A 19,448-nucleotide genomic window follows, 5' to 3' on the forward strand; every position below is an offset into this window, starting at 1 on the left:
CCGACGGTGGTCGCGCTGTCGTTCGCCGCGTCGTCTCCGGTCGGCGCGCAATATTGCGAAGGCACGGTGCACGGCCTGTCCAGGCACTACGATCTGGATACCGGCAGCGGGTTTCTCGCTGTGCGCGCACGGCCGAACTTGTCGTCGCGCATGATCGGGCAATTGTTCAATGGCGACCACACCGAGATTTTCGACCGCCGCGGCAACTGGTACCAGGTCGAAATCGGCGGACGGACCGGCTGGGCCAACGCCCGCTGGCTGCGCAACGACTGCGGTTACTGAGACCAACGATTGCGGTTGGTGAGACGTTTGGGCGCAGGCTGACGGCCATTTTTGCAACCATATTGGCTGCTTTGCGTTGCGGCCATTATGGATAACAAACCTTTTGAAACCCCGGTCGTGGTCGAACTCGGCCATGTCGGCAAATACCGCCAGATCCGCAGCACCCAGGAAGCGGCGGAGTGCCTGATGACGGTGTGGCCGCTCAACCGCGGCCCGCGCCATCGTGATGCTCTCGACACTTGCCTCAAAGTGCTGGAAGGTTATCGTTCGACGGCCGATGCACGCAGGGCCTTGATCGAAGCGGCCAAGGAATCGGAAGTGCTGGTTCCCGAAGACCGGGTGCCAGACGCCAAACTGCATTGAAGCCCAAATGGCATTGAAAAACGGGCCGCATTGAGCGGACGGACGAACCGGAGGATTTCATGGCGAAGCTGACTTACAAGATCGTCGAGCATGACGGGGGCTGGGCCTACAAGGTCGGTTCGACATTTTCGGAGACATTCCCGACCCACCAGGATGCGCTGCGCGCCGCCGAGATCGCCTCGGCCGAACAGCAGATCGCCGGCGCCACGGACGGCATCCAGTATGAGGATGCCGAAGGCAAGTGGCACGACGAACTGGCCGACGGCCGCGACCGGCCGCAGACCGAAGTTTCCGACTGATCCTTGCCCCTCAGCTTTCGCTGCCGGCCGTGGATGCTCGCCTAAGCAATTCCCTAGGGAATTGCGTCAAAACAAACAGGCGGGACATCCTGCCGGTCAGTCGAAGCCGCGGCTTGATCACTTGCCGCAATATTGATCGTTCACGTTGGGCCTCACATTTCCATAGGGTCCTGACGGGTCGGAGGCGCACGGCCCGGTAGCGCCATAGCCTTGGCTGCCGTCGGCATTGATGCTGCCTGTGGTGCTCTGGTCGACGGTCGATGACTGCTCGTTCCCGAACGGCCACCAGCTGTGATCGTTGGAATACGTGCCGTCCGATGACTGCGCCATCGCCGATGTGGCAAGACCGATCGTCAGCACGGATGCTGCAAAAACTTTCCTGTACATTGAATTACTCCGTATCCGCCGCCTTGGGTGCGACACGGGGTAAAACCGGATATCAGCCGAATGGTTCAGTGAAATTGTTGTGAGGCTGTGGTGAGGTCTTGGCCGGCGAATGTCCGCTCGGCAATGCGCTTGATGAAGGTGATGACGCGGTCCGGCTCGTCGAATTGCGGCATGTGGCCGAGGCCTTCGACCGTCTCGAAATCGAGCCCTTCGATCCTGTCCTTCATCGGCTCCCCATGTATGCGCATGGCGATGACGCGATCGGCTGTCCCGAAGAAAATCCCGGCCGGCATGGCGATCTCTCCATAGCGCTCTTCGATGCGGCCAAGATCCTCTTCGACCGCCACGAAATCGGTGGAGGTCGCATGGAAATGGACAGGCCTCAGCCCGAGCCATCCGCCGCCATCGATCATGTAGTCGGCGGGAACGGCCTGCGGCGAGAAGATGAACTCCAGTGTCTGCCGCGCATATCTGAGGCTTGTCGGTATCGCGACGGTGTAGGCCATGATCCAGCGCCAAAGCCGCGAACGGATATAGAGCAGGCCCGCTTTCTCGCGGACGCCGGCTTCCAGATGCGTCAGCGGCGCCAGCAAGGCGATGCCGGAAATCGCGCCGGGATGTTCCACGGCCAGGGTCAGCGCGACGGCGCCGCCCAGGGAATGCCCGACCACAAGCGGCCTTTCCAGCGCGAGCGTTTCGATGAAGCGCCTTATGATCTCGGCCTGCTCAGGCAAGCGGCCGGTGGCTCCTTTGGCCCGCACCGAATAGCCCGACCCCGGCCGGTCGAGCGCGATCAGCCGGCAACCGGGGCCGAAGCGGTTGAACAGCGTGTGCTGGAACTGATGAAGCTGGGCGCCAAGTCCGTGCACGAACAGGATCGGCCGTCCCTCGCCCGTTTCGACATAATGGATGCGGCTGCCGTCGATCTCGACGAAGTTTCCGCTGGCCGGCACCAGCCTTTCGGCCTTGGCGGCAATCCAGAGCGTTGCCGCGACCAGGCAGGCCACGATGACGAGAGCCAGCACGGACAGGCCGGCAACAAGCCACAGCAGAATCGATACCAGCATGTTTCACCCGGGAGCGGACCGGCGCGCACCATCACCCACTGACGAACGCTCGGCAAGGCAGATGGCGGCTTGTGTCGGCATTGCCGCCAGTTCGATGTCGCGCTATCTCAGGCGACCTTCTTTCTGCCTCAGGCGACCTTGTCTGCCAACGGGCCTGTTTGCCGGAGCCTTCCATGCCTGAAATCGTCACTGCCGCCATGCTTGTCATCGGCGACGAGATTCTGTCCGGCCGCACCAAGGATAAAAATATCGGCCACCTCGCCGACATCATGACGGCCATCGGCATCGACCTGAAGGAAGTGCGGATCGTTCCCGACGAGGAGGACGAGATTGTCGCTGCGGTGAATGCCGTGCGCGCCCGCTACACCTATGTCTTTACCACCGGTGGCATCGGCCCGACGCATGACGACATCACCGCCGATTCGGTTTCCAAGGCTTTTGGGGTGCCGTGCGAATACGACGCCAAGGCCTATGCCATGCTGGGCGAGAGCTATGCCGCGCGCGGCATCGAATACACCGAGGCCCGCAAGCGCATGGCGCGCATGCCGCGCGGCGCCGACCATATCGACAATCCGGTCTCCGTCGCGCCCGGCTTTCGCATCGGCAACGTCCATGTCATGGCCGGCGTGCCGGCGATTTTCCAGGCCATGCTCGACAATGTCGTGCCGACGCTGAAGGCCGGCACCAAGATGCTGTCGGCCACCGTCCATTGCCCGTTCGGCGAAGGCCTGATCGGCGGTCCCCTGGGCGACATCCAGAAGGCGCATCCCGACACCATCATCGGCTCCTATCCGAAATATGGCGACGGCAAATTCTGGACGGAGCTGGTGGTCCGCGCCCGCAGCCAGGAGGCGCTGGATTCGGCACGCAAGGACGTCGAGGCGATGGTGGCCGGCTTCACCGCCGCCAATTGACCCTGGGTTCGCGGACCATCGCCGGGCCGGAACCAAGCACCGCACTCCCACGTTTTCCCTCGGGCGCAGCACGCGCTGGCAGATTTGAGGGATTTCGCATGCGCTTCAAGACCATCGTCGCCATATTGCAGAACGAACAGGACGCCGAACGCGTGCTCGACTGCGCCATCCCGCTTGCCGACCGGTTCGAGAGCCATCTCATCGGCATCCATGCCGAAGCGCTGCCCGTTCCCTACACCTCGGCAACCGGCTTCCCCGACACTGAGTTCCTGCAGGTCTCCGCCGACATGAACCGCGAGCGCGCCGAGAAATTGCAGGCGCTTTTCGTTGGGCGGATCGAGAATTCCGGCCTTTCCTTCGAATGGCGCAGCCTCGAGAGCTTTTCCGGCGACAGCGCGCTGACGGGTATTTCCAGCGTGCGCGCCGCCGATCTGATTATTGCCGCGCAGCGCGAGACCGGGGGCGACACGAGCGCCGATGTCGACACGCTGGTTTACGATGCCGGCCGGCCAGTGCTGGTGGTGCCGCATGAGGGGCCGTTGGTCACCACATTCAAACATGTGCTGCTGGCCTGGAACGGCAGCAAGGAGGCGGCGCGTGCCGCCTTCGACGCGCTGCCCTTCATCATCGAGGCCGAAAAGACCGACATTCTGGTCATCGATCCGCCGGATACGCTGGATGACAACCCGGAAGCCGCCGGCGCCGAGATCGCCGCGGCACTCTCCAGGCATGGCGCAACGGTCAGCGTGTCGGTGCAGAAATCGGGTAATGCTTCGGTCGATGACGTCATCCAGACCCGGATCGCCGAGACCGGAGCCGACCTTCTGGTGCTCGGCGCCTACAGCCATTCCTGGCTGCGTCAGCTTTTGTTCGGCGGCGTCACGCGCACCGTGTTGCGCAGCGTGCCGGTTGCGGCCTTTTTGTCGCGGTAACTCCACAGACTGGCCCCGCCCTTGCCAATGCCCTGACTTTCCAGTTAATTCCGCGCGCATTCCACAATGTTGCGCGCGGAGTGCAGAATGTCCCTTCCCGAAAAAGCCTTTCCGGTCTCCTGGGACCAGTTCCACCGCGATGCCCGGGCGCTCGCCTGGCGGCTTGCCGGCGCCAACAAGGGTCAGTGGAAGGCCATCGTCTGCATCACCCGTGGGGGCCTGGTTCCCGCTGCCATCATCTCACGCGAACTCGGCATACGCGTCATCGAGACGGTCTGCGTCGCCTCCTATCACGACTACACCAGCCAGGGGCAATTGCAGGTGCTGAAGGAGATCACGCCGGCGCTGCTCGCCGATGATGGCGCGGGCGTGCTGATCATCGACGACCTCACAGACACCGGCAAGACGGCAGGCATCGTGCGCGCCATGATGCCCAAGGCGCATTTCGCCACCGTCTACGCCAAGCCGAAAGGCCGGCCGCTGGTCGACACCTTCATCACCGAAGTCAGCCAGGACACCTGGATCTACTTTCCCTGGGACATGGGTTTCACCTACCAGAAGCCGATCGCCGACGATCACGCCGGCTGATTCGCGCCAGCCCCATTTCTGCCCAGACGGCCAAACCTGCCTCGTCTGCTATGAAAACAGACACTGGAAGGCACATTATTCTGTCGAATCGACGCCTGTTGGCGGATTGGACGGTTGGTGTGATGTTTTTTACTTTTAAGACTTACACTTGTCGGTAAGATTCATACGGCGGCTAACGATTCTGAGGGCTGGGGTAGCTTTCACTGATGCTGACGACACCGGCGACACACGACCATCTGGCTGAAAGGGTCCGCAAGCTCTTCGGCACTTCGCCTTGTCGCCTGCAGGTTGCCGCTTTGCCATGGCGCAATAACGAAGACGGCGTCGAGATCATGCTGATCACCAGCCGAGACACCGGGCGTTGGGTGCTGCCGAAGGGCTGGCCCGAGGCCAGGGAGCCGCTCTGCGAGGCAGCGGCGCGCGAGGCGGGCGAGGAAGCCGGATTGCGTGGCAAGATTTCGCTTTTCGAGGCCGGTCGTTACTTCTACGCCAAGGCCCTCGCGTCCGGCGAGGAAGTCCCTTGCGAAGTGCTGGTGTTTCCGCTGCAGGTCGAGCACGTTGCCGACCGCTGGAAGGAAAAGCGCGCGCGCACCCGCAAATGGGTCAATGGGGCCGAGGCCGTACGCATGGTCAACGAGCCGGACCTCTGCCAGATCATCGCCCATTTCTGCGCCGATCCCGACAAGTTCGTCGTTAGAGCCTAGCTCACAGCCACCGCTGCATAGTCCTGCGCGCCCGCACCGGTTCTTGCCCCGATTCCGGGCTCGGTGCTTCGCTCCGCGCGCCAGCAATCCGACACTATAAATCCCTCCCCTTCAGGCCAAGCTTAGCCACAGCTTGACATGCAGGTATTTACCTGCATATTGTGTCTTCAAGATGAGTGAGACCGATGGACGCCGACAAGGTTTTCAAAGCGCTGGGCGACCCGACCCGCAGAAGGCTGCTCGATCTTCTGTGTGAGAAGAACGGCCAGACGCTCGGCGAGCTTTGCCAAAACCTCGACATGGCAAGGCAATCCGCGACCCAGCACATCGATCTTCTGGAGGCGGCCAATCTGATCAGCACGGTCAAGCGTGGCCGAGAGAAGCTGCATTTCATCAACCCCGTGCCGCTGCACGAAGTTTACGAGCGGTGGGTGCGAAAATTCGAACGGCAGCGGCTGAGCCTGCTGCACGACCTGAAACAAGAACTCGAAGGAGACGACCAATGACCCGGGAAACCACCAGTTTTGTCTACGTGACCTACATCAGATCGACGCCACAAAAGGTGTTCGAAGCCATCACCAGGCCCGATATCGCCAAGCGCTACTGGGGCCACGAGAACGTCTCCGACTGGAAGCCCGGCTCGAAATGGGAACATATTCGCGCCAATGAGGAGCGCTCTGTCGAACTCGTCGGCAAGGTGGTCGAAATCTCGCCGCCAACCCGCCTGGTCATGAGCTGGGCCAACGCTTCGCAGGCCGACGATCCGACCAAGCATAGCCGGGTGACGTTCGCCATCGAGGAATACGACACCATGGTCAAGCTGACCGTCAGCCATGACGAGCTCGAAGCCGGCAGCGGCATGGCCAAGGGCATCAGCCAGGGCTGGCCGGCCGTGCTGTCCAGCATGAAATCCTTCCTCGAAACCGGCACAGGCATCGACCTGTTCGCCAAGCCGAAATCGGCCTGAAGCAACCGCGGAGAACGACGATGACCAGGCACTTTACCGGCGGCTGCGCCTGCGGCGCGATCCGCTATGAGGCCACCGGCGAGCCGATCTTTCAGAACCACTGCCAATGCCTCGATTGCCAAAAGCGCAGCGGTACTGGCCATTGTTCCTATGTGACCTTCGGCCGGCGCGCTGACGTAAAGATCACCGGCGAGCCGAGCACATGGCGGATGATCGCCGACAGCGGCAATGAAAAAGCCCAGGCCTTTTGCCCGACCTGCGGCACGCCGGTCTACGTAACGTTCGTCGCCATGCCGGAGGTGACGGCGATCCAGGCCACGAGCCTCGACGATCCCGGCCAGTTCGACCCGCAGGCGGTCACCTACACCGTGCGCGGCCACGCCTGGGACACGATCGACCCAGCGCTTCAGCCATTCGAGCGAATGCCTGGATGAATCAGGCAGAGCCCTATCCCTCGGATAGGGCTCTGCGTTCAGCTCAGATCACCAGGCCCTTGGTCAGTTCCAGCGCCTGCCGCTCGAACAGGCGGCGGTAGATGCCGCCCTTCAGCCGGATCAGCTCGTCATGCGAGCCTTCCTCGACGATCTTGCCACGGTCGAACACGAGCAGCCTGTCCAGCGCCCGCACCGTCGACAGACGGTGTGCGATGACCAGCGTCGTGCGGCCGACCATCAGCCGCTCCATCGCCTGCTGGATCAGCACTTCCGATTCCGAATCGAGGCTCGATGTCGCCTCGTCCAGGATCAGGATGCGCGCATCCGCCAGGAAGGCGCGTGCGATCGCCACCCGCTGGCGCTCGCCGCCCGACAGCTTCACGCCGCGTTCACCGACCAGCGTGCCGTAGCCCTTCGGCAGGCTGGTGATGAAGTCGTGCGCGCTGGCGAGCTTGGCGGCATGCTCGATCTCGGCCTGCGTGGCGTCCGGTCGGGCATAGGCGATGTTTTCCGCCAGCGAGCGGTGGAACAGGATGGGCTCCTGCTGGACGATGGCAATCTGCGCGCGGAGCGACGCCTGTGCAACCTGGGAGATGTCTTGGCCATCGATCAGTATCCTGCCGCCGCTGACATCATAGAGACGCTGGATCAGCTTCACGAAGGTCGTCTTGCCCGAGCCGGAATGGCCGACCAGTCCGACCCGCTCGCCCGCCGCTATCTCCACCGAAAAGTCGCGGTAGAGCGGCAAGCGATGGCTACCATAGTGGAAGGTGACGTTATCGAAGGCGATGTGGCCATGCGTGATCCGGATCGGCTTGGCGCCGGGCCGGTCCTCGATGCCGAGCGGTTGCGACTGGAAATCGACCAGTTCCTCCATGTCGTTGACCGAACGCTGCAAATTGCGGATATGCGTGCCGATGTCCCGGAGATAGCCCTGCAGCACGAAGAACGAGGTCAGCACGAAGGCGACATCGCCCGCACTTGCCTGGCCCCAGGCCCACAGCATCAGCGACAGGCCGATTACTGCCGTCCGCAGCACCAGCAGCATGGCGCCTTGCGTCGTGCCGTTGATGGTGCCGCGCACCCAGGTGCGGCTGGTCCGCGCGCGCCATTTGGCGACGACCTTGGCAAGCCGCGTTTCCTCGCGCGTCTCGGCGCCGAAACCCTTGACCACGGCATTGCAGCTCACCGCATCGGCAAGCGAGCCGCCAAGCCGCGTATCCCAGCTGTTGGCGAGCCGTGCCGCGGGCGCGACATAGCCGAGCGACAGCAGCGCCGTCACCGTGATGAACAGCAGCGAGCCGACTGCCACGACCAGCCCCATCAGTGGCCAGAACCAGCCGAGCAGCAACGTCGAGCCGACCAGCATGGCGACCGACGGCAGCAACGCAATCAGGATGGTGTCGTTGAGCAGGTCGAGAGCCCACATGCCGCGCGTAACCTTGCGCACCGTCGATCCGGCAAAGCTATTGGCGTGCCAGTCGGTTGAGAAGCGCTGCACGCGATGGAACGCGTCGGCGGCGATGTCGGCCATCATCTTCAGCGTCAGCTCGACAATGCCCATGAAAGCCAGGTTGCGCAGCACCACGCCGGTCAGCGCCAAAGCGATGAGCGCGAAGAACGCCGCCATTGCCGCGTTCCACGCGACATCGTCAGCCAACGCACTGCTGGCGACGGCGTCGACCAGCCGGCCGGAATAGAGCGGCGTCAAGACGTCGGCCAGGGTCGACAGCAGGAAGCTGCCCATGATCAGCGAAAGCCGCCACGGCTGGCGCCGCCAGTGGCTGAGCGTGAAGCCAAGAACGCTGCGAAAGGCGCTTGCACGCAGATCGATTCGGAAACGAGCCATGTTGTCATCCGGGCGCAAATCTGCCCGGTCCCGGTAAGGTCTGAAATTGAAAACCGCGCTGGGCAATTCGCCCGGGGCTGCGGAGGTTCGGCATGGGTGGCGGCGCGCCCGATTCGTCGGGTGGCGACCGGCATCGGCAGAAGCCTGTACTCGACCCGGCATCGGTGCGAAGGGCAAACCTTCGCCGGACGCCAGGTGAGACCTAGGCTTCGCGGCCTCGCATTACCATGTGAAATACTGCCATTCAGACCTCCCGCAAGACACTTGCGGAGCGGTCCTTATAGAGACGCCATGAAGGATCGCCAAGGCCGGGCACGTGGCAAAGCGTAACTGGTCCAACCAGTGAGGTTATTTTGCAACAACAGCGGGTCAACCCCTCGCTATGCCTCATTCCGGGTTGCGATCGAGGCGCATGTAGCGGCCGTCGGTCGATGCCTTGAAGCCCAGCTTCTCATAAAGGCCATGCGCGTCACTGGTCGACAGGCTCCAGTGCGAGACCGTGTTGAGTTCAGGGTGGTCGATGAGCGCCCGCACCAGTTGCGTGCCAATGCCTTGGCCGCGATGCTGCGGCCAGATGATGATGTCGGCGAGATAGGCAAACACCGTACGGTCGGTGATGGCCCGGCCAAAACCGACTTGGTTCCTATCGATATAGGCCGCGGTGCAGAACGAGTTGCCAAAGGCGCGGCGATGAAAGTCATCGCTGCGGCCGGCGCCCCAATAACTCGCCATCAACAGATCGGAGGTCGCCCGGAAATCGATCCGTGACATGTCGAAGCTGATTTCACAGTCGGGCATGGTGCCTCGCAAAAAATGGAGGGCGGCCGAATTCAGTCCGGCCGGTGATTTGGCTGCCCACGTGGCGCGCTTATGGCACCACGAGATAGGCCTTCTGGTCGGCGATCGCGATGGTCACGTGGGTGCCGGAATTGAACTCGACGAAATCGAGCTCCATCCCGTCGCTGAAGATGACGCCGCCCCTGCTCTGCCGCGAAGAAACCACCAGCGGCCGGTCGCGGGTGATGACGCCATGCACAAGCGACACGCCGGTCGTGTTGCTCGGAAACGGTTCGCGCACCGAAAAGAACAGCTGTTCGGCTTCGCGGTCATAGCCTTGCGGCGGCACGGTCGGCACGGAGTTGTCACCATAGGCCGCGGCCAGTCCCGCGGCGCCCGCCATCACCGAGCGCAGCCAGCCGGTAGAGCCGGCGCCCGTGGAGATGATAATGCCGCTCGACGACTGGCGCTCGGTCCTGCCGCCATAGGTCAATTCGTAGCGCGCCGAGACATGCGTCGAGGCGCCAACGAACAGATCGTTGAAGGCGATCAGCCGGCGTCCGTCATTGGAGCGCGCTTCGGCCATCACCACCGCCTGGCGCTTCGCCTTGCCGGCGATCGTCAGGCCGAGGACCTTTTCGGTATCGTCGGCATTCCACGGCAGCAACACGCCGTCGAAAAGCGCCGGGTCCGGGTTGATGCCGATCAGCGGCTGGTACGGGAGGTACTTCGCGGTGTTGGACACCAGCCCGTCCTGACCGAGCGCGATCACCGCGTCGGAGCCGAATTCGAACTGCGGTACCAGTTCGCGGTCGAGCCGCAACTGTTTGAGGCCTTGGGGAAGCGAACCCATCACCCGGTCGAGCGCCTGGTGATAGACGTCATGCGCCGCCTTGACCGGGTCGAAATCCATGCCGGCCTGCCGGAGATAAAAGCGCGCCTGTCCCTGCGTGTTGAAGCGCGTCGTCAGCTCCTCCAGCTCGGTCTTGCGGGTGACGACGATCACCCGGTCGATCGGCCTGCCGCTCTGGTCGCTTGCCACCCGTGCTTGCCTTTCAGGACCCGGCTTTCGGCGTGGAAAGCTGGCTGAGCGCGCTGGTGAGCATGTCAGGCGTGATCGACAGATTGCCGACCGAACCGCCCTTTTCCGCCCAGGCCTTGAAGGCCATCGCCGTCAGCACGTGGGCGGGCGCCGACGAATAGACGGTCAGTTCCAGCTGCTGCGCCTTGGCTTCCGCCTCGGCAAGCGTCAGCTTGTTGCGCGCTTCGGTGTCGACCAGCAGCTTGTTGCGTTCGGCAAGCTCGATTTCGGTCGCCAGTTCGCTCTTCTTGATCTCGCGCTCCTTCTCCACGCCCCAGGCACGGCGCCCATAGATCGCGGCATCGGCCTGGCGCTGCAGCGCCTCGCGATATTCGGTCTGGAGCGCCTTGCGGATCTCCGGCGTCGGCTGGACCGAGGTGATGTGGACCTCCTCGATCGACAGGCCGGCGGTTGCCGCAATCGGATCGTTGCGCAGGAGTTCGGCGAGATTGCCGCCGAGCTTGGTCACCTCGGCCAGCGCCTGCTCCAGCGTCATGCTCGAAACCACCGCGCGGGCGCGGCTCTGTATCGCCAGCACCAGGCGCTCGGCGATCTTCTCCCGGCCGTCGCCGACGACGTCGGCACGGCTGAGCTTGGCGCTGAAATCAAAACCTTCGGCTGCCTTGAGTGGATCGATGATGCGGTAGCTGACCGACCCCTGGATTGCCAGATCCTGGAAATTCGCCGTCGTCTCGGTGAAGATGAAGGGGTTATCGAGCGACGTCACCGGCACCATCGCTATCGTGGTGCCGAACGTGCCGTACCAGAAGGAGATGCCGCGCCCCTGCTCCCTGATCTTGCCGTTCTTGAAGCGCAGGATGTGATACTCAGGCGTTCCCTTGAAATAGCTGATAAACATGCGCCCCCCAAGGTTCATCAATTCAATCAGATGTTTAGCCGCGATCCCTGAAACGGTTGGTGATGGGATAGCGGCGGTCGCGTCCAAAATTCTTACGGGTGATCTTCACACCCGGCGCCGCTTGCCGGCGTTTGTACTCGGCAATGTAGAGCAAATGTTCGACGCGCGTCACCGTCGCCCGGTCGTGGCCGCGCGCGACGATGTCGTCGACGCCCATTTCGTTCTCGACCAGGCATTCCAGAATGTCGTCCAGCACCGGATAGGGCGGCAGCGAATCCTGGTCGGTCTGGTTCTCGCGCAATTCCGCCGACGGCGCCTTGTCGATGATATTCCTGGGGATCACCTCGCCTGAGGGACCGAGCGCGCCCGGCGGCACATGGCTGTTGCGCCAGCGCGACAGCGCATAGACCTGCATCTTGTAGAGGTCTTTTATCGGGTTGAAGCCGCCATTCATGTCGCCATAAAGCGTGGCGTAGCCCACCGACATCTCGCTCTTGTTGCCCGTGGTGACGACCATCGAGGCGAACTTGTTGGAGATCGCCATCAGGATCGTGCCGCGCGCGCGGCTCTGCAAATTTTCCTCGGTAATGCCTTCCTTGGTGCCCTCGAAAAGCTGCGTCAGCGTATGCAGAAAACCCTCGACCGGTTCGAAGATCGGCACGATGTCATAGCGGCAGCCAAGCGCACGGGCGCAATCCTCGGCATCCTTCAGCGAATCCTCCGAGGTATAGCGGTAGGGCATCATCACCGCCCGCAGCCGCTCCTCGCCGAGCGCATCGACGGCCAATGCGGCGCAGATCGCCGAATCGATGCCGCCGGAGAGACCCAGCACGACGTTCTTGAAGCCGTTCTTGTTGACGTAGTCGCGCAGGCCGAGCATGCAGGCGCGGTAGTCCGCCTCCTCGCGCTCGGGGATTTTCGACATCGGCCCTTCCGAGCAGACCCAGCCGTCGAACTCTTCTGCGTTTTGCGCGCCTGCGGCGACGCGGTTGCGCTTCCAGGTGGTGACGTCGACAGTTTCCTCGAACTGGCTCATCTGGAAGGCGAGCGTCTTGTCGGCGCCGATGGCAAAAGAGGCGCCGTCGAAGATCAGCTCATCCTGGCCGCCGATCTGATTGGCATAGATCATCGGCAAACCGGTCTCGATGACCTGGCGGATAACGACCTGATGGCGCACGTCCATCTTGGCGCGGTAGTAGGGCGAGCCGTTCGGCACCAGCAGGATTTCCGCGCCGCTCTCGGCCAGGGTTTCACAGATGCCGACGTCGCCCCAGATGTCCTCGCAGATCGGAATTCCGATGCGCACACCGCGGAAATTGACGGGTCCCTGAGCCTCGGGCCCGGCCTGGAAGACGCGCTTCTCGTCGAACTCGCCATAGTTTGGCAAATCGAGCTTGTAGCGCTCGGCGAGGATCTTGCCGCCATCGGCGACGATGATCGAATTGTGGGTGCCGCTCTTGCGCTTCAGCGGCGTGCCGATGATGACGCCCGGCCCGCCATCGGAGGTATCCGCGGCGAAATCCTGAGCGGCCTTCTCGCAAACCTTGAGGAAGGCCGGCTTCAGCACCAGATCCTCCGGCGGATAACCGGCAAGGAAAAGCTCGGTGTAGAGCACGATGTCGGCGCCCTGGCGGGCGGCATCCGCCCTCGCCTCGCGCGCCTTGGCAAGATTGCCGGCGACATCGCCGACCGTCGGGTTGAGCTGGGCAACGGCGATGCGCAGAATATCGGGTGCGGTCTTCTGGGTCATCTGTGCGGTTTAGCGCGGCAAATTTGCCCGAGCAATGGCGTTCGTTTGGACCAATTCGGTGATCAGTCGTCGCCCATATATTCGCGCAGCGATTGCGGCGAATGGTTCTCTCCGATCGACATCGCCAGAATGCGCGAAATGTGCCGGCGCGGCAGGCCGGTTTCCTGCGCCCATTTGTTGATCTGCGCCTGAATCCTGTCGAGATCCCTCTTCGACGTCGGACTTTCGGCGATGTCGAGGCCGGCGTCACGCAAAGCCGCGACCAATCGGCCGAGATGACGAAGGCGTCCCATTGCAGCCAGCGCAGGAAATACTGGCCGGTGTTGCCGCCAAGCCGGCTGCCATGCTTGCCGAGATACGCCATCAGCCCGACCTGGTCGTCGTCAGGCCACTCCGCGAGGAATTTGCCGAAACCGCCATGTTCCTTCGACACACGCTCAACGAAGGCGGCGTTGTCGCGGACGGATTTGATCTTCTGCGGGTTGCGCACAATGCGTTGATCAGCCGTCAGGTCGTGCCAGAAGTCATCAGGTTGAAACAACAGCCGTTTCGGCTCGAAATGAAGAAAGGCTTCCTCGAAGCCCGGCCATTTCTGTTCGATGACGCGCCAGACGAAGCCGGCGGCAAACACCCGCTCGGCCATCGTCGACAGGATACGATCGTCCGTAATTTCGGCAATCGCAGCATTGTCAGGCGCCGGCCCGAGCAGCGAGGTCAGCACCGCGTCGCCGCCTTTGCGTTTTGCAGCACGGGCGCGAATCTTCGCGAAATCGGGCATCCTGCATCCTCGCGCCGCGCTTTTGACGAAACGCCATCTTCCTATATGCAAACAAGGCTGCCAAGCCGACGCTTTTCCTATGGAGACATCCATGCACAAGACCGTGCCAGAACTTGCCAACCGCTGGTTGAGGCGAACGCCTGAAACCCTCAGCGAGCTCGAGCGGCGGGTGTTGCAGAGCACTGTCGACCGCAAGCCCATCTCGCAGGATATCAACGACAGCCTCACCGGCCTTCAGGGCGCCGGCGACCGGATCGCCGATGCCATTGCCCGCATCGGCGGCTCGTGGACGTTCATCCTGTCATTCATTGCTTTCCTGGTGCTGTGGATCGGCGCCAATTGGTGGCTGCTCGGGCGAGACTCGTTCGACCCCTACCCCTTCATCTTCCTCAACCTGGTGCTGTCGATGATCGCCGCCTTGCAGGCGCCGGTGATCATGATGTCGCAGAACCGACAGGCCGCGCGCGACCGCATCGACGCCGCGCATGACTATGAGGTCAACCTCAAGGCCGAGATCGAGATCATGGCTCTGCATGAAAAGCTGGACGAACTGCGCCACAGCCAGATCATCGGCGTGCGCGAGGACATCGCGCGCCTGGCCGAACAGGTGAACCGCATAGACGAAAAACTGTCGGGCCGGCAAACCTCTCAATGACCGGGATCGTCCATCACCTCATCGAGCAATATGGGTTGATCGCGGTTTTCATGGGCTGTGTCGCCGAAGGCGAAAGTGCGGCCATCCTCGGCGGCTTCTTCGCCCATCAGCATGTCTTCATCCTCTGGAAGGCTTTCCTCACGGCCGCCATTGGCGCCTTCGTCGGCGACACGTTTTTCTTCGTTCTCGGCCGCAGCTTTGCCGACCATCCCAGGGTGCTGAAACTGAAGGCGAGGCCCGGCTTCAACCACGCCTACCGTCTCGTCTCGTCCCATCCCAACATATTCGTCCTGTCCAACCGCTACATCTATGGCCTGCGCCTGGTCGGCGGCATCGCGGCCGGTTTCGCCAGCATTTCGGTAGCGCGTTTCGTTATCCTCAACGCGGTGTCGTCGCTGGTCTGGGCGGCTTTGTTCTGCGGCATCGGCTACGTCTTCGGCCTCGGCGCCGAGCAGATGATAGGCAAGGCACTGCTCCATCACGAACGGCTGCTGATCGCGCTTGCCATAGGTCTGGGTGTCGCCATCCTTGCCTGGCTCATCGCCCGCACCGTCGCCGGCAAGGAGCGCGCCAAGGACGCCCGCGACAGCGAAACCACATCGTAAGGTTCAGTCGTCGTCCTCGACCAGAGCCCGGTCGCCGCGATCGAGGATCAGCGGGATGATGAGATCTTCCTCGTCGGCCAGATGCCGCTTCAGCATGGCAATCAGCCGGCTGTTCTCGTCCGCATAGGCGTCGGCGGCGAAGCGCTGCCTGTCCTCGCTCTCCTCGAGCGTGCGGATGAAGGCGTTCGCCGTCTCGGCGTTGCGCTCCAGCCCCTCATGAATGGTGTGATGGTCGGCATCGAGGATTTCGAAGCCGCGCTTCAGGCGCGGCTCCGCCTTGGCGAAAGCCGGGAAATATTGGTAGTCCTCGACATTGTGGTGGCCGTCGAGATTGCCGAGAAAGTGGTTCAGCCGCGGCGCGAACCAGCGCGCGAAATCCGGCGCCGTCAGCCTGCCTTCGCGATAGTCGCCAATGCCGTTGGTGAGCATGCCGCCCAGCTCTCGGAACATGTCGTGCCGCTGCAGCCACATGTTTGCCATGCCGTGGATGTTGGCGTGGCCCCGCCATGTCTCGCGCGGATATTTTTCCGCCAGCCAGCGCAGGTCTTCCGGCAGGCCGGCTCTTTCAAGCAGCAGAAAATTGGCTTCCACGACGTCAGTCTCCTTTGGTGACTAACATATGGGAGCGTTCAGATCAGATCGGTAGTCCCGTGATGCGCTCGATGAGGGCGATTCCCCAGACGCCGGCGACGATAATAACCGAAATCAGCACCGCCAGCGAGCCGCAGTCCTTGGCGAGCTGGATGTCGACGTTGAACTCGCGACTGAAGGCATCGCAGGCTGCCTCGATGCCGGTGTTGAGCACTTCGACCATGATGAGCAGCAGCACCGCGCCGATCAACAGCGCGTAGCCGCGCCACGAGACCGAGACGAACCAGCCGAGCGGCAGCGCCAGCACCAGCAGCATCAGTTCCTGCTGAAATGCCCTTTCGCTGGCGGCGAGCTTGCGAAAGGCTCGCACAGAATTGAAGTAAGCACCGATCAGCCGCTGCATGCCGCATCCCCTTCGAATCACCGGCAGGGGATATCGCAATGGCTGGATCAAGGGAATAAGGCAGCCGCCGCAAAATCACTCCTCCGCAACCTTGATCGTCGGCGTCGACTTCTCGAACTGCGGCAGTCCATCGTCGATCGTATAGTAGTCGCCCTTGTCGCCGACAAAGATGTGGCATTGGCCTTCGAGCCCGGTCGGGTTGTCGAACGATCCGGCCAGAACTGAGACATAGGCATCCTGACCCGGCTTCCAGAACAGCACCGAGCCGCAGATCTTGCAAAAGCCGCGCTTGGCAAAGGAAGACGATTCGTACCAGCTGATGTTGTCGGCGCCGGTTATCGTGATGTCGCCGTCGGCGACGTTGGTCGCGGCGTAAAAATGCCCGCTCTGCTTGCGGCACTGCGAACAGTGGCAATAAATGACGCCGCGCAACGGCCCTCGCGTCTGGAAACGCACGGCTCCACACAGGCAAGATCCGCTGTGGTTGTTGCTCATCCCTACCTCCACCAGCCATCGTCCACGGCTTCGCCGCTGGCCGAGAGGATTTCAGTTTTGCCGCAGCCGGGCACCGGCAAATGCGACATGGGGTGGGCGTGTTCGGACCTGACCTCAGGATCTTTGCAAACCATTTCTGCAGCCTGCGGTAGAACGGACGCGTTACCTGGCGGCACATTAAGGAAACTTTAGCGCCGGCGCATCTATGGTCGTTGCCAAGCGAATGTCGCGATTGGGGACGTGTCTTTCGCAGGATGATCCGAAATACGGCTGGCACTCTCCGGTCGGCGGCATCTCGCACGGTCTGCGATGGTTCCCAGAGGCAGAGTGAACAGAACATGCAGCCGGCAGCCGTCCAGACCGACCGAAACAGCGACATTGCAACAGCCGTTGTGGCGACCATGCGTCAGCTCGGCGTGCTTGGCCTGCCGCGCAATTACGAAATCTTCTACGAAGCACTGAAAGGCACCAATCGCGAACTCGGCCTGGCCGTCGTCGCGCTCGGCAACCAGCCGACGCAGGACGATCTCGACCGCATCGGCCGCGCTTTCTTTGCCCAGCATCACGGTCCCGGCATTGTCGAGCAGGCGCGCGACGTGCTGGCCAGGGAACTCGAGGACATCGCCTTGCTGCTGCGCAGCGAACGTAGCCATATCGAGAAATACGGCAAGATCCTCGATGAGACATCGAGTGGCCTCGCCAACCGCAGCCTGCTTTCGCAGGATCTGCTGCAGAAGGTCGCCAGCGCCATGGCGGCGGCCACCAACTCGACCCTCGACCACGGCAAGCAGGTTGCAACCACGCTGAGCGACAAGACGGCGGAACTGGAGAGCGTCAAGTCGAAGCTTGAGGAGTACAAGCGGCTCGCCGACACCGACCCCTTGACCCATATCTGGAACCGCCGCGCCTTCGACAAGCAAATCACGGCGATTTACACCTCCAACAAGGGGATCCTGTTCAACGCCCTGATCCTTGCCGACATCGACCATTTCAAGGGTGTCAACGATCGCTACGGCCACCCGGTCGGCGACAAGATCATCCAGATCGTCGCTGAAATCTTCCAGACCAGCATCCGTGAAGACATGTTCGTTGCCCGCACCGGCGGGGAGGAATTCGCGCTGATCGTCGAGGGCGCCAGCGAGGATACCACTTACGAGATCGCCGAACGCATCCGCGTGCTGATCGAACAGACGCCGTTCACCAGCAGCCAGACCGGCGCCAATTACGGCACGGTGACCGTTTCCATGGGCATCTGCATGGCTTCCGAAGCGGAAAGCCCGGAGGATCTTTACACCAAGGCGGACCGGGCGCTCTACCGCTCCAAGGTTGGCGGGCGCAACCGCGTCACCCGGCACTCGACAATGGCCGGCCGCACGGGCAAGAACTGGCTGCTATACAAGAAAGACTGACACTTCGGCGTGCAGCCAATTCCCGGGCACAGGCAAATTTATCGGATCCCGCCTCTTTCCATATGAATTTTAGTGGACTATATTTTCCATGGAAAGAGAGAGGCCATGTCTGTTACACAACCCAATGCTGCCGCCCCTGATCTGACCGCGAAGGCGGCCGAAAACGCGGTTCTGACCAAGGCCACGCTGCGCGCCGCCGAACTCTTGGATATAACCGCCAGGGTGCTTGCGTCGATCATCGGCGTCTCGGAAGCAACGGTTTCACGCATGCGCAGGCAGGAATTCCTGCTGGAGCGCGGCACCAAGCCGTTCGAACTCGCGGTGCTCTTCGTGCGGCTGTTCCGTTCGCTCGACGCCATTGTCGGCGGTGACGAGACGATAGCCCGGGCATGGCTGAAGAACGCCAATACCGCGTTCGATGGCAGCCCGCTTGAAAAGATCCTCACCATTACCGGGCTTGTCGATGTCATTGCCTATCTGGACTCCCGACGCGCTCTCGTCTGAAGCCGTCCGGCTCGACGGCAAATACTGGCGCATGGTCGAGGCGCAGCACCGCGTCTCGACGCTGAAGATCGTCGACACGCTGGACGAACAGGCGCTGCTCGAGGATCTGATCGAGGAGACCAAGCCGCAGATCCCCATGGAATGCCGGCATCTCCACTATCTCTTGGCGACGCCCTTCCGCTACGGCTCGATCTATCCCTACGGCTCGCGCTTCCGCCGCGCCGGCCGCACTCTGGGGGTCTACTACGCGGCGGAGACGATCATGACGGCGGTCGCCGAAATGGCCTTCTACCGCTTGTTGTTCTTCGCCGATTCGCCCGACACGCCATGGCCGCACGACGCCGCCGAATACACCGCCTTCGCCGCCGCGATCCGCACCGACAAGGCTGTCGACCTCACGCGGCCGCCACTCGACCGCGATCAGGCTGAGTGGACGCATCCGACCGACTACGCCGCCAGCCAGGCGATTGCCGATGTCGCGCGTGAGGCTGGGCTGGAGGCGATCCGTTACCGTTCGGCGCGCGACCCGAAGGGCGTCAATGTGGCGCTGCTGACATGCCGCGGCTTTACCAAGGCCAAGCCGCTGGAGCCGCACACATGGCGCATCCGGCTAGGCTCCCTCGGCGTCCAGGGGATCTGCGAATTTCCGGAAAGGCGCATCGAGTTTTCCAGAACCGCCTTCGCCAATGATCCCCGGCTCAACGGATTGCGCTGGGAACGCGGGCGTTGATCAAACGAAAAAGCGCCGGATTTCT

General features: G+C 62.4%; 25 protein-coding genes and 1 pseudogene. 15 read left to right on the forward strand and 11 right to left on the reverse strand.

The features are described from left to right. Positions 1-6 precede the first annotated feature (6 nt). From NKI96_RS11705 to NKI96_RS11715, 3 genes are all read left to right on the forward strand, one after another. Positions 7-282, forward strand: a complete 276-nt coding sequence (locus NKI96_RS11705) for an SH3 domain-containing protein (protein WP_023734434.1) — start codon at positions 7-9, stop codon at positions 280-282. 84 nt (positions 283-366) lie between these two features. Further along, positions 367-645, forward strand: a complete 279-nt coding sequence (locus tag NKI96_RS11710) for a DUF982 domain-containing protein (protein ID WP_352804696.1) — start codon at positions 367-369, stop codon at positions 643-645. Positions 646-704: 59 nt separating this feature from the next. After that, positions 705-944 carry a DUF2188 domain-containing protein gene (locus tag NKI96_RS11715; RefSeq protein ID WP_023667535.1) on the forward strand — a complete coding sequence of 80 codons (240 nt, stop codon included), beginning with the start codon at positions 705-707 and terminating at the stop codon, positions 942-944. A gap of 117 nt (positions 945-1,061) precedes the next feature. Here NKI96_RS11715 and NKI96_RS11720 read toward each other — a convergent pair whose 3' ends face one another. Both NKI96_RS11720 and NKI96_RS11725 read right to left on the reverse strand, forming a co-directional pair. Then, positions 1,062-1,331 (reverse strand): hypothetical protein, encoded by a 270-nt coding sequence (locus NKI96_RS11720; RefSeq protein ID WP_352650251.1) that lies wholly within the window; start codon positions 1,329-1,331, stop codon positions 1,062-1,064. A gap of 65 nt (positions 1,332-1,396) precedes the next feature. Next, complete coding sequence (locus NKI96_RS11725) at positions 1,397-2,398, reverse strand: alpha/beta fold hydrolase (RefSeq protein ID WP_352804507.1); 1,002 nt, start codon at positions 2,396-2,398, stop codon at positions 1,397-1,399. Positions 2,399-2,571: 173 nt separating this feature from the next. Here NKI96_RS11725 and NKI96_RS11730 point away from each other — a divergent pair, with 173 nt between their 5' ends. The 7 genes from NKI96_RS11730 to NKI96_RS11760 all read left to right on the forward strand — a co-directional run bounded on the left by NKI96_RS11730 (position 2,572) and on the right by NKI96_RS11760 (position 6,937). After that, the gene (locus NKI96_RS11730; RefSeq protein WP_023681539.1) at positions 2,572-3,312 is read left to right on the forward strand and encodes a competence/damage-inducible protein A; all 741 of its coding nucleotides are present in this window, start codon (positions 2,572-2,574) and stop codon (positions 3,310-3,312) included. 98 nt (positions 3,313-3,410) lie between these two features. Further along, positions 3,411-4,244, forward strand: coding sequence for a universal stress protein (locus NKI96_RS11735; protein WP_023681540.1), 834 nt, complete (start codon positions 3,411-3,413; stop codon positions 4,242-4,244). Positions 4,245-4,331: 87 nt separating this feature from the next. Next, positions 4,332-4,832 (forward strand): xanthine phosphoribosyltransferase, encoded by a 501-nt coding sequence (gene gpt / locus NKI96_RS11740; RefSeq protein ID WP_023667540.1) that lies wholly within the window; start codon positions 4,332-4,334, stop codon positions 4,830-4,832. Positions 4,833-5,038: 206 nt separating this feature from the next. Then, entirely contained in the window at positions 5,039-5,536 is a 498-nt protein-coding gene (locus NKI96_RS11745) for an NUDIX hydrolase (RefSeq protein WP_023667541.1), read from the forward strand. A gap of 185 nt (positions 5,537-5,721) precedes the next feature. Then, entirely contained in the window at positions 5,722-6,042 is a 321-nt protein-coding gene (locus NKI96_RS11750) for an ArsR/SmtB family transcription factor (RefSeq protein WP_023688340.1), read from the forward strand. Next, positions 6,039-6,503, forward strand: coding sequence for an SRPBCC family protein (locus NKI96_RS11755; protein ID WP_023821395.1), 465 nt, complete (start codon positions 6,039-6,041; stop codon positions 6,501-6,503). The genes NKI96_RS11750 and NKI96_RS11755 overlap by 4 nt, the downstream gene beginning before the upstream one ends. 20 nt (positions 6,504-6,523) lie before the next feature. Further along, positions 6,524-6,937: a GFA family protein gene (locus NKI96_RS11760; RefSeq protein ID WP_023667544.1), complete on the forward strand. Its 414-nt coding sequence runs from the start codon at positions 6,524-6,526 to the stop codon at positions 6,935-6,937. 43 nt (positions 6,938-6,980) lie between these two features. Here NKI96_RS11760 and NKI96_RS11765 read toward each other — a convergent pair whose 3' ends face one another. The 6 genes and pseudogenes from NKI96_RS11765 to NKI96_RS11790 form a co-directional block, all read right to left on the reverse strand. After that, the gene (locus tag NKI96_RS11765; protein WP_352804511.1) at positions 6,981-8,786 is read right to left on the reverse strand and encodes an ABC transporter ATP-binding protein; all 1,806 of its coding nucleotides are present in this window, start codon (positions 8,784-8,786) and stop codon (positions 6,981-6,983) included. Between the two features lie 387 nt (positions 8,787-9,173). Then, positions 9,174-9,584 (reverse strand): GNAT family N-acetyltransferase, encoded by a 411-nt coding sequence (locus tag NKI96_RS11770; RefSeq protein WP_352804514.1) that lies wholly within the window; start codon positions 9,582-9,584, stop codon positions 9,174-9,176. Between the two features lie 70 nt (positions 9,585-9,654). Continuing rightward, positions 9,655-10,605 (reverse strand): diacylglycerol kinase catalytic domain-containing protein, encoded by a 951-nt coding sequence (locus tag NKI96_RS11775; protein WP_081731269.1) that lies wholly within the window; start codon positions 10,603-10,605, stop codon positions 9,655-9,657. Positions 10,606-10,618: 13 nt separating this feature from the next. Then, the gene (locus tag NKI96_RS11780) at positions 10,619-11,503 is read right to left on the reverse strand and encodes an SPFH domain-containing protein (protein WP_352543132.1); all 885 of its coding nucleotides are present in this window, start codon (positions 11,501-11,503) and stop codon (positions 10,619-10,621) included. A 34-nt stretch (positions 11,504-11,537) separates the two neighbouring features. Beyond that, on the reverse strand, positions 11,538-13,253 hold the full coding sequence (locus tag NKI96_RS11785; protein WP_352804517.1) for an NAD+ synthase: 1,716 nt from the start codon (positions 13,251-13,253) through the stop codon (positions 11,538-11,540). Between the two features lie 62 nt (positions 13,254-13,315). Further along, positions 13,316-14,031 (reverse strand): annotated as a pseudogene (locus NKI96_RS11790) (DNA-3-methyladenine glycosylase I). A gap of 91 nt (positions 14,032-14,122) precedes the next feature. Here NKI96_RS11790 and NKI96_RS11795 point away from each other — a divergent pair. Continuing rightward, a complete protein-coding gene (locus NKI96_RS11795) occupies positions 14,123-14,686 on the forward strand; it encodes a DUF1003 domain-containing protein (protein WP_023667551.1) in 564 nt (187 codons plus the stop codon). Next, the gene (locus tag NKI96_RS11800) at positions 14,683-15,291 is read left to right on the forward strand and encodes a DedA family protein (RefSeq protein ID WP_023704560.1); all 609 of its coding nucleotides are present in this window, start codon (positions 14,683-14,685) and stop codon (positions 15,289-15,291) included. The genes NKI96_RS11795 and NKI96_RS11800 overlap by 4 nt, the downstream gene beginning before the upstream one ends. A gap of 3 nt (positions 15,292-15,294) precedes the next feature. On the opposite strand, the gene NKI96_RS11805 is transcribed toward NKI96_RS11800, so the two are convergent. The 3 genes from NKI96_RS11805 to NKI96_RS11815 all read right to left on the reverse strand — a co-directional run bounded on the left by NKI96_RS11805 (position 15,295) and on the right by NKI96_RS11815 (position 16,780). Next, the gene (locus tag NKI96_RS11805; protein WP_023708466.1) at positions 15,295-15,882 is read right to left on the reverse strand and encodes a hemerythrin domain-containing protein; all 588 of its coding nucleotides are present in this window, start codon (positions 15,880-15,882) and stop codon (positions 15,295-15,297) included. Positions 15,883-15,925: 43 nt separating this feature from the next. Next, the gene (locus NKI96_RS11810; protein WP_023681553.1) at positions 15,926-16,285 is read right to left on the reverse strand and encodes a diacylglycerol kinase; all 360 of its coding nucleotides are present in this window, start codon (positions 16,283-16,285) and stop codon (positions 15,926-15,928) included. 75 nt (positions 16,286-16,360) lie between these two features. Further along, on the reverse strand, positions 16,361-16,780 hold the full coding sequence (locus NKI96_RS11815) for a GFA family protein (protein ID WP_023667555.1): 420 nt from the start codon (positions 16,778-16,780) through the stop codon (positions 16,361-16,363). A 338-nt stretch (positions 16,781-17,118) separates the two neighbouring features. Here NKI96_RS11815 and NKI96_RS11820 point away from each other — a divergent pair, with 338 nt between their 5' ends. The 3 genes from NKI96_RS11820 (at position 17,119) to NKI96_RS11830 (ending at position 19,423) form a co-directional block, all read left to right on the forward strand. Next, complete coding sequence (locus tag NKI96_RS11820; RefSeq protein WP_023681555.1) at positions 17,119-18,189, forward strand: GGDEF domain-containing protein; 1,071 nt, start codon at positions 17,119-17,121, stop codon at positions 18,187-18,189. A gap of 105 nt (positions 18,190-18,294) precedes the next feature. Next, positions 18,295-18,693, forward strand: coding sequence for an MbcA/ParS/Xre antitoxin family protein (locus tag NKI96_RS11825; protein ID WP_023681556.1), 399 nt, complete (start codon positions 18,295-18,297; stop codon positions 18,691-18,693). After that, the gene (locus NKI96_RS11830; RefSeq protein ID WP_023748545.1) at positions 18,653-19,423 is read left to right on the forward strand and encodes an RES family NAD+ phosphorylase; all 771 of its coding nucleotides are present in this window, start codon (positions 18,653-18,655) and stop codon (positions 19,421-19,423) included. The genes NKI96_RS11825 and NKI96_RS11830 overlap by 41 nt, the downstream gene beginning before the upstream one ends. The last annotated feature ends 25 nt before the right edge of the window (positions 19,424-19,448 follow it).

Origin of the sequence: Mesorhizobium sp. M0292 (genome assembly GCF_040321695.1) — a bacterium.
Classification (GTDB): domain Bacteria; phylum Pseudomonadota; class Alphaproteobacteria; order Rhizobiales; family Rhizobiaceae; genus Mesorhizobium.

Coding starts and splice junctions, on each gene's coding strand:
- NKI96_RS11815 (WP_023667555.1), bottom strand. CDS start 16,780: ATGAGCAACAACCACAGCGGATCTTGCCTGTGTGGAGCCGTGCGTTTC.
- NKI96_RS11720 (WP_352650251.1), bottom strand. CDS start 1,331: ATGTACAGGAAAGTTTTTGCAGCATCCGTGCTGACGATCGGTCTTGCC.
- NKI96_RS11820 (WP_023681555.1), top strand. CDS start 17,119: ATGCAGCCGGCAGCCGTCCAGACCGACCGAAACAGCGACATTGCAACA.
- NKI96_RS11750 (WP_023688340.1), top strand. CDS start 5,722: ATGGACGCCGACAAGGTTTTCAAAGCGCTGGGCGACCCGACCCGCAGA.
- NKI96_RS11760 (WP_023667544.1), top strand. CDS start 6,524: ATGACCAGGCACTTTACCGGCGGCTGCGCCTGCGGCGCGATCCGCTAT.
- NKI96_RS11780 (WP_352543132.1), bottom strand. CDS start 11,503: ATGTTTATCAGCTATTTCAAGGGAACGCCTGAGTATCACATCCTGCGC.
- NKI96_RS11745 (WP_023667541.1), top strand. CDS start 5,039: ATGCTGACGACACCGGCGACACACGACCATCTGGCTGAAAGGGTCCGC.
- NKI96_RS11735 (WP_023681540.1), top strand. CDS start 3,411: ATGCGCTTCAAGACCATCGTCGCCATATTGCAGAACGAACAGGACGCC.
- NKI96_RS11795 (WP_023667551.1), top strand. CDS start 14,123: ATGCACAAGACCGTGCCAGAACTTGCCAACCGCTGGTTGAGGCGAACG.
- gpt (WP_023667540.1), top strand. CDS start 4,332: ATGTCCCTTCCCGAAAAAGCCTTTCCGGTCTCCTGGGACCAGTTCCAC.
- NKI96_RS11810 (WP_023681553.1), bottom strand. CDS start 16,285: ATGCAGCGGCTGATCGGTGCTTACTTCAATTCTGTGCGAGCCTTTCGC.
- NKI96_RS11715 (WP_023667535.1), top strand. CDS start 705: ATGGCGAAGCTGACTTACAAGATCGTCGAGCATGACGGGGGCTGGGCC.
- NKI96_RS11770 (WP_352804514.1), bottom strand. CDS start 9,584: ATGCCCGACTGTGAAATCAGCTTCGACATGTCACGGATCGATTTCCGG.
- NKI96_RS11755 (WP_023821395.1), top strand. CDS start 6,039: ATGACCCGGGAAACCACCAGTTTTGTCTACGTGACCTACATCAGATCG.
- NKI96_RS11785 (WP_352804517.1), bottom strand. CDS start 13,253: ATGACCCAGAAGACCGCACCCGATATTCTGCGCATCGCCGTTGCCCAG.
- NKI96_RS11725 (WP_352804507.1), bottom strand. CDS start 2,398: ATGCTGGTATCGATTCTGCTGTGGCTTGTTGCCGGCCTGTCCGTGCTG.
- NKI96_RS11800 (WP_023704560.1), top strand. CDS start 14,683: ATGACCGGGATCGTCCATCACCTCATCGAGCAATATGGGTTGATCGCG.
- NKI96_RS11825 (WP_023681556.1), top strand. CDS start 18,295: ATGTCTGTTACACAACCCAATGCTGCCGCCCCTGATCTGACCGCGAAG.
- NKI96_RS11730 (WP_023681539.1), top strand. CDS start 2,572: ATGCCTGAAATCGTCACTGCCGCCATGCTTGTCATCGGCGACGAGATT.
- NKI96_RS11765 (WP_352804511.1), bottom strand. CDS start 8,786: ATGGCTCGTTTCCGAATCGATCTGCGTGCAAGCGCCTTTCGCAGCGTT.
- NKI96_RS11830 (WP_023748545.1), top strand. CDS start 18,653: ATGTCATTGCCTATCTGGACTCCCGACGCGCTCTCGTCTGAAGCCGTC.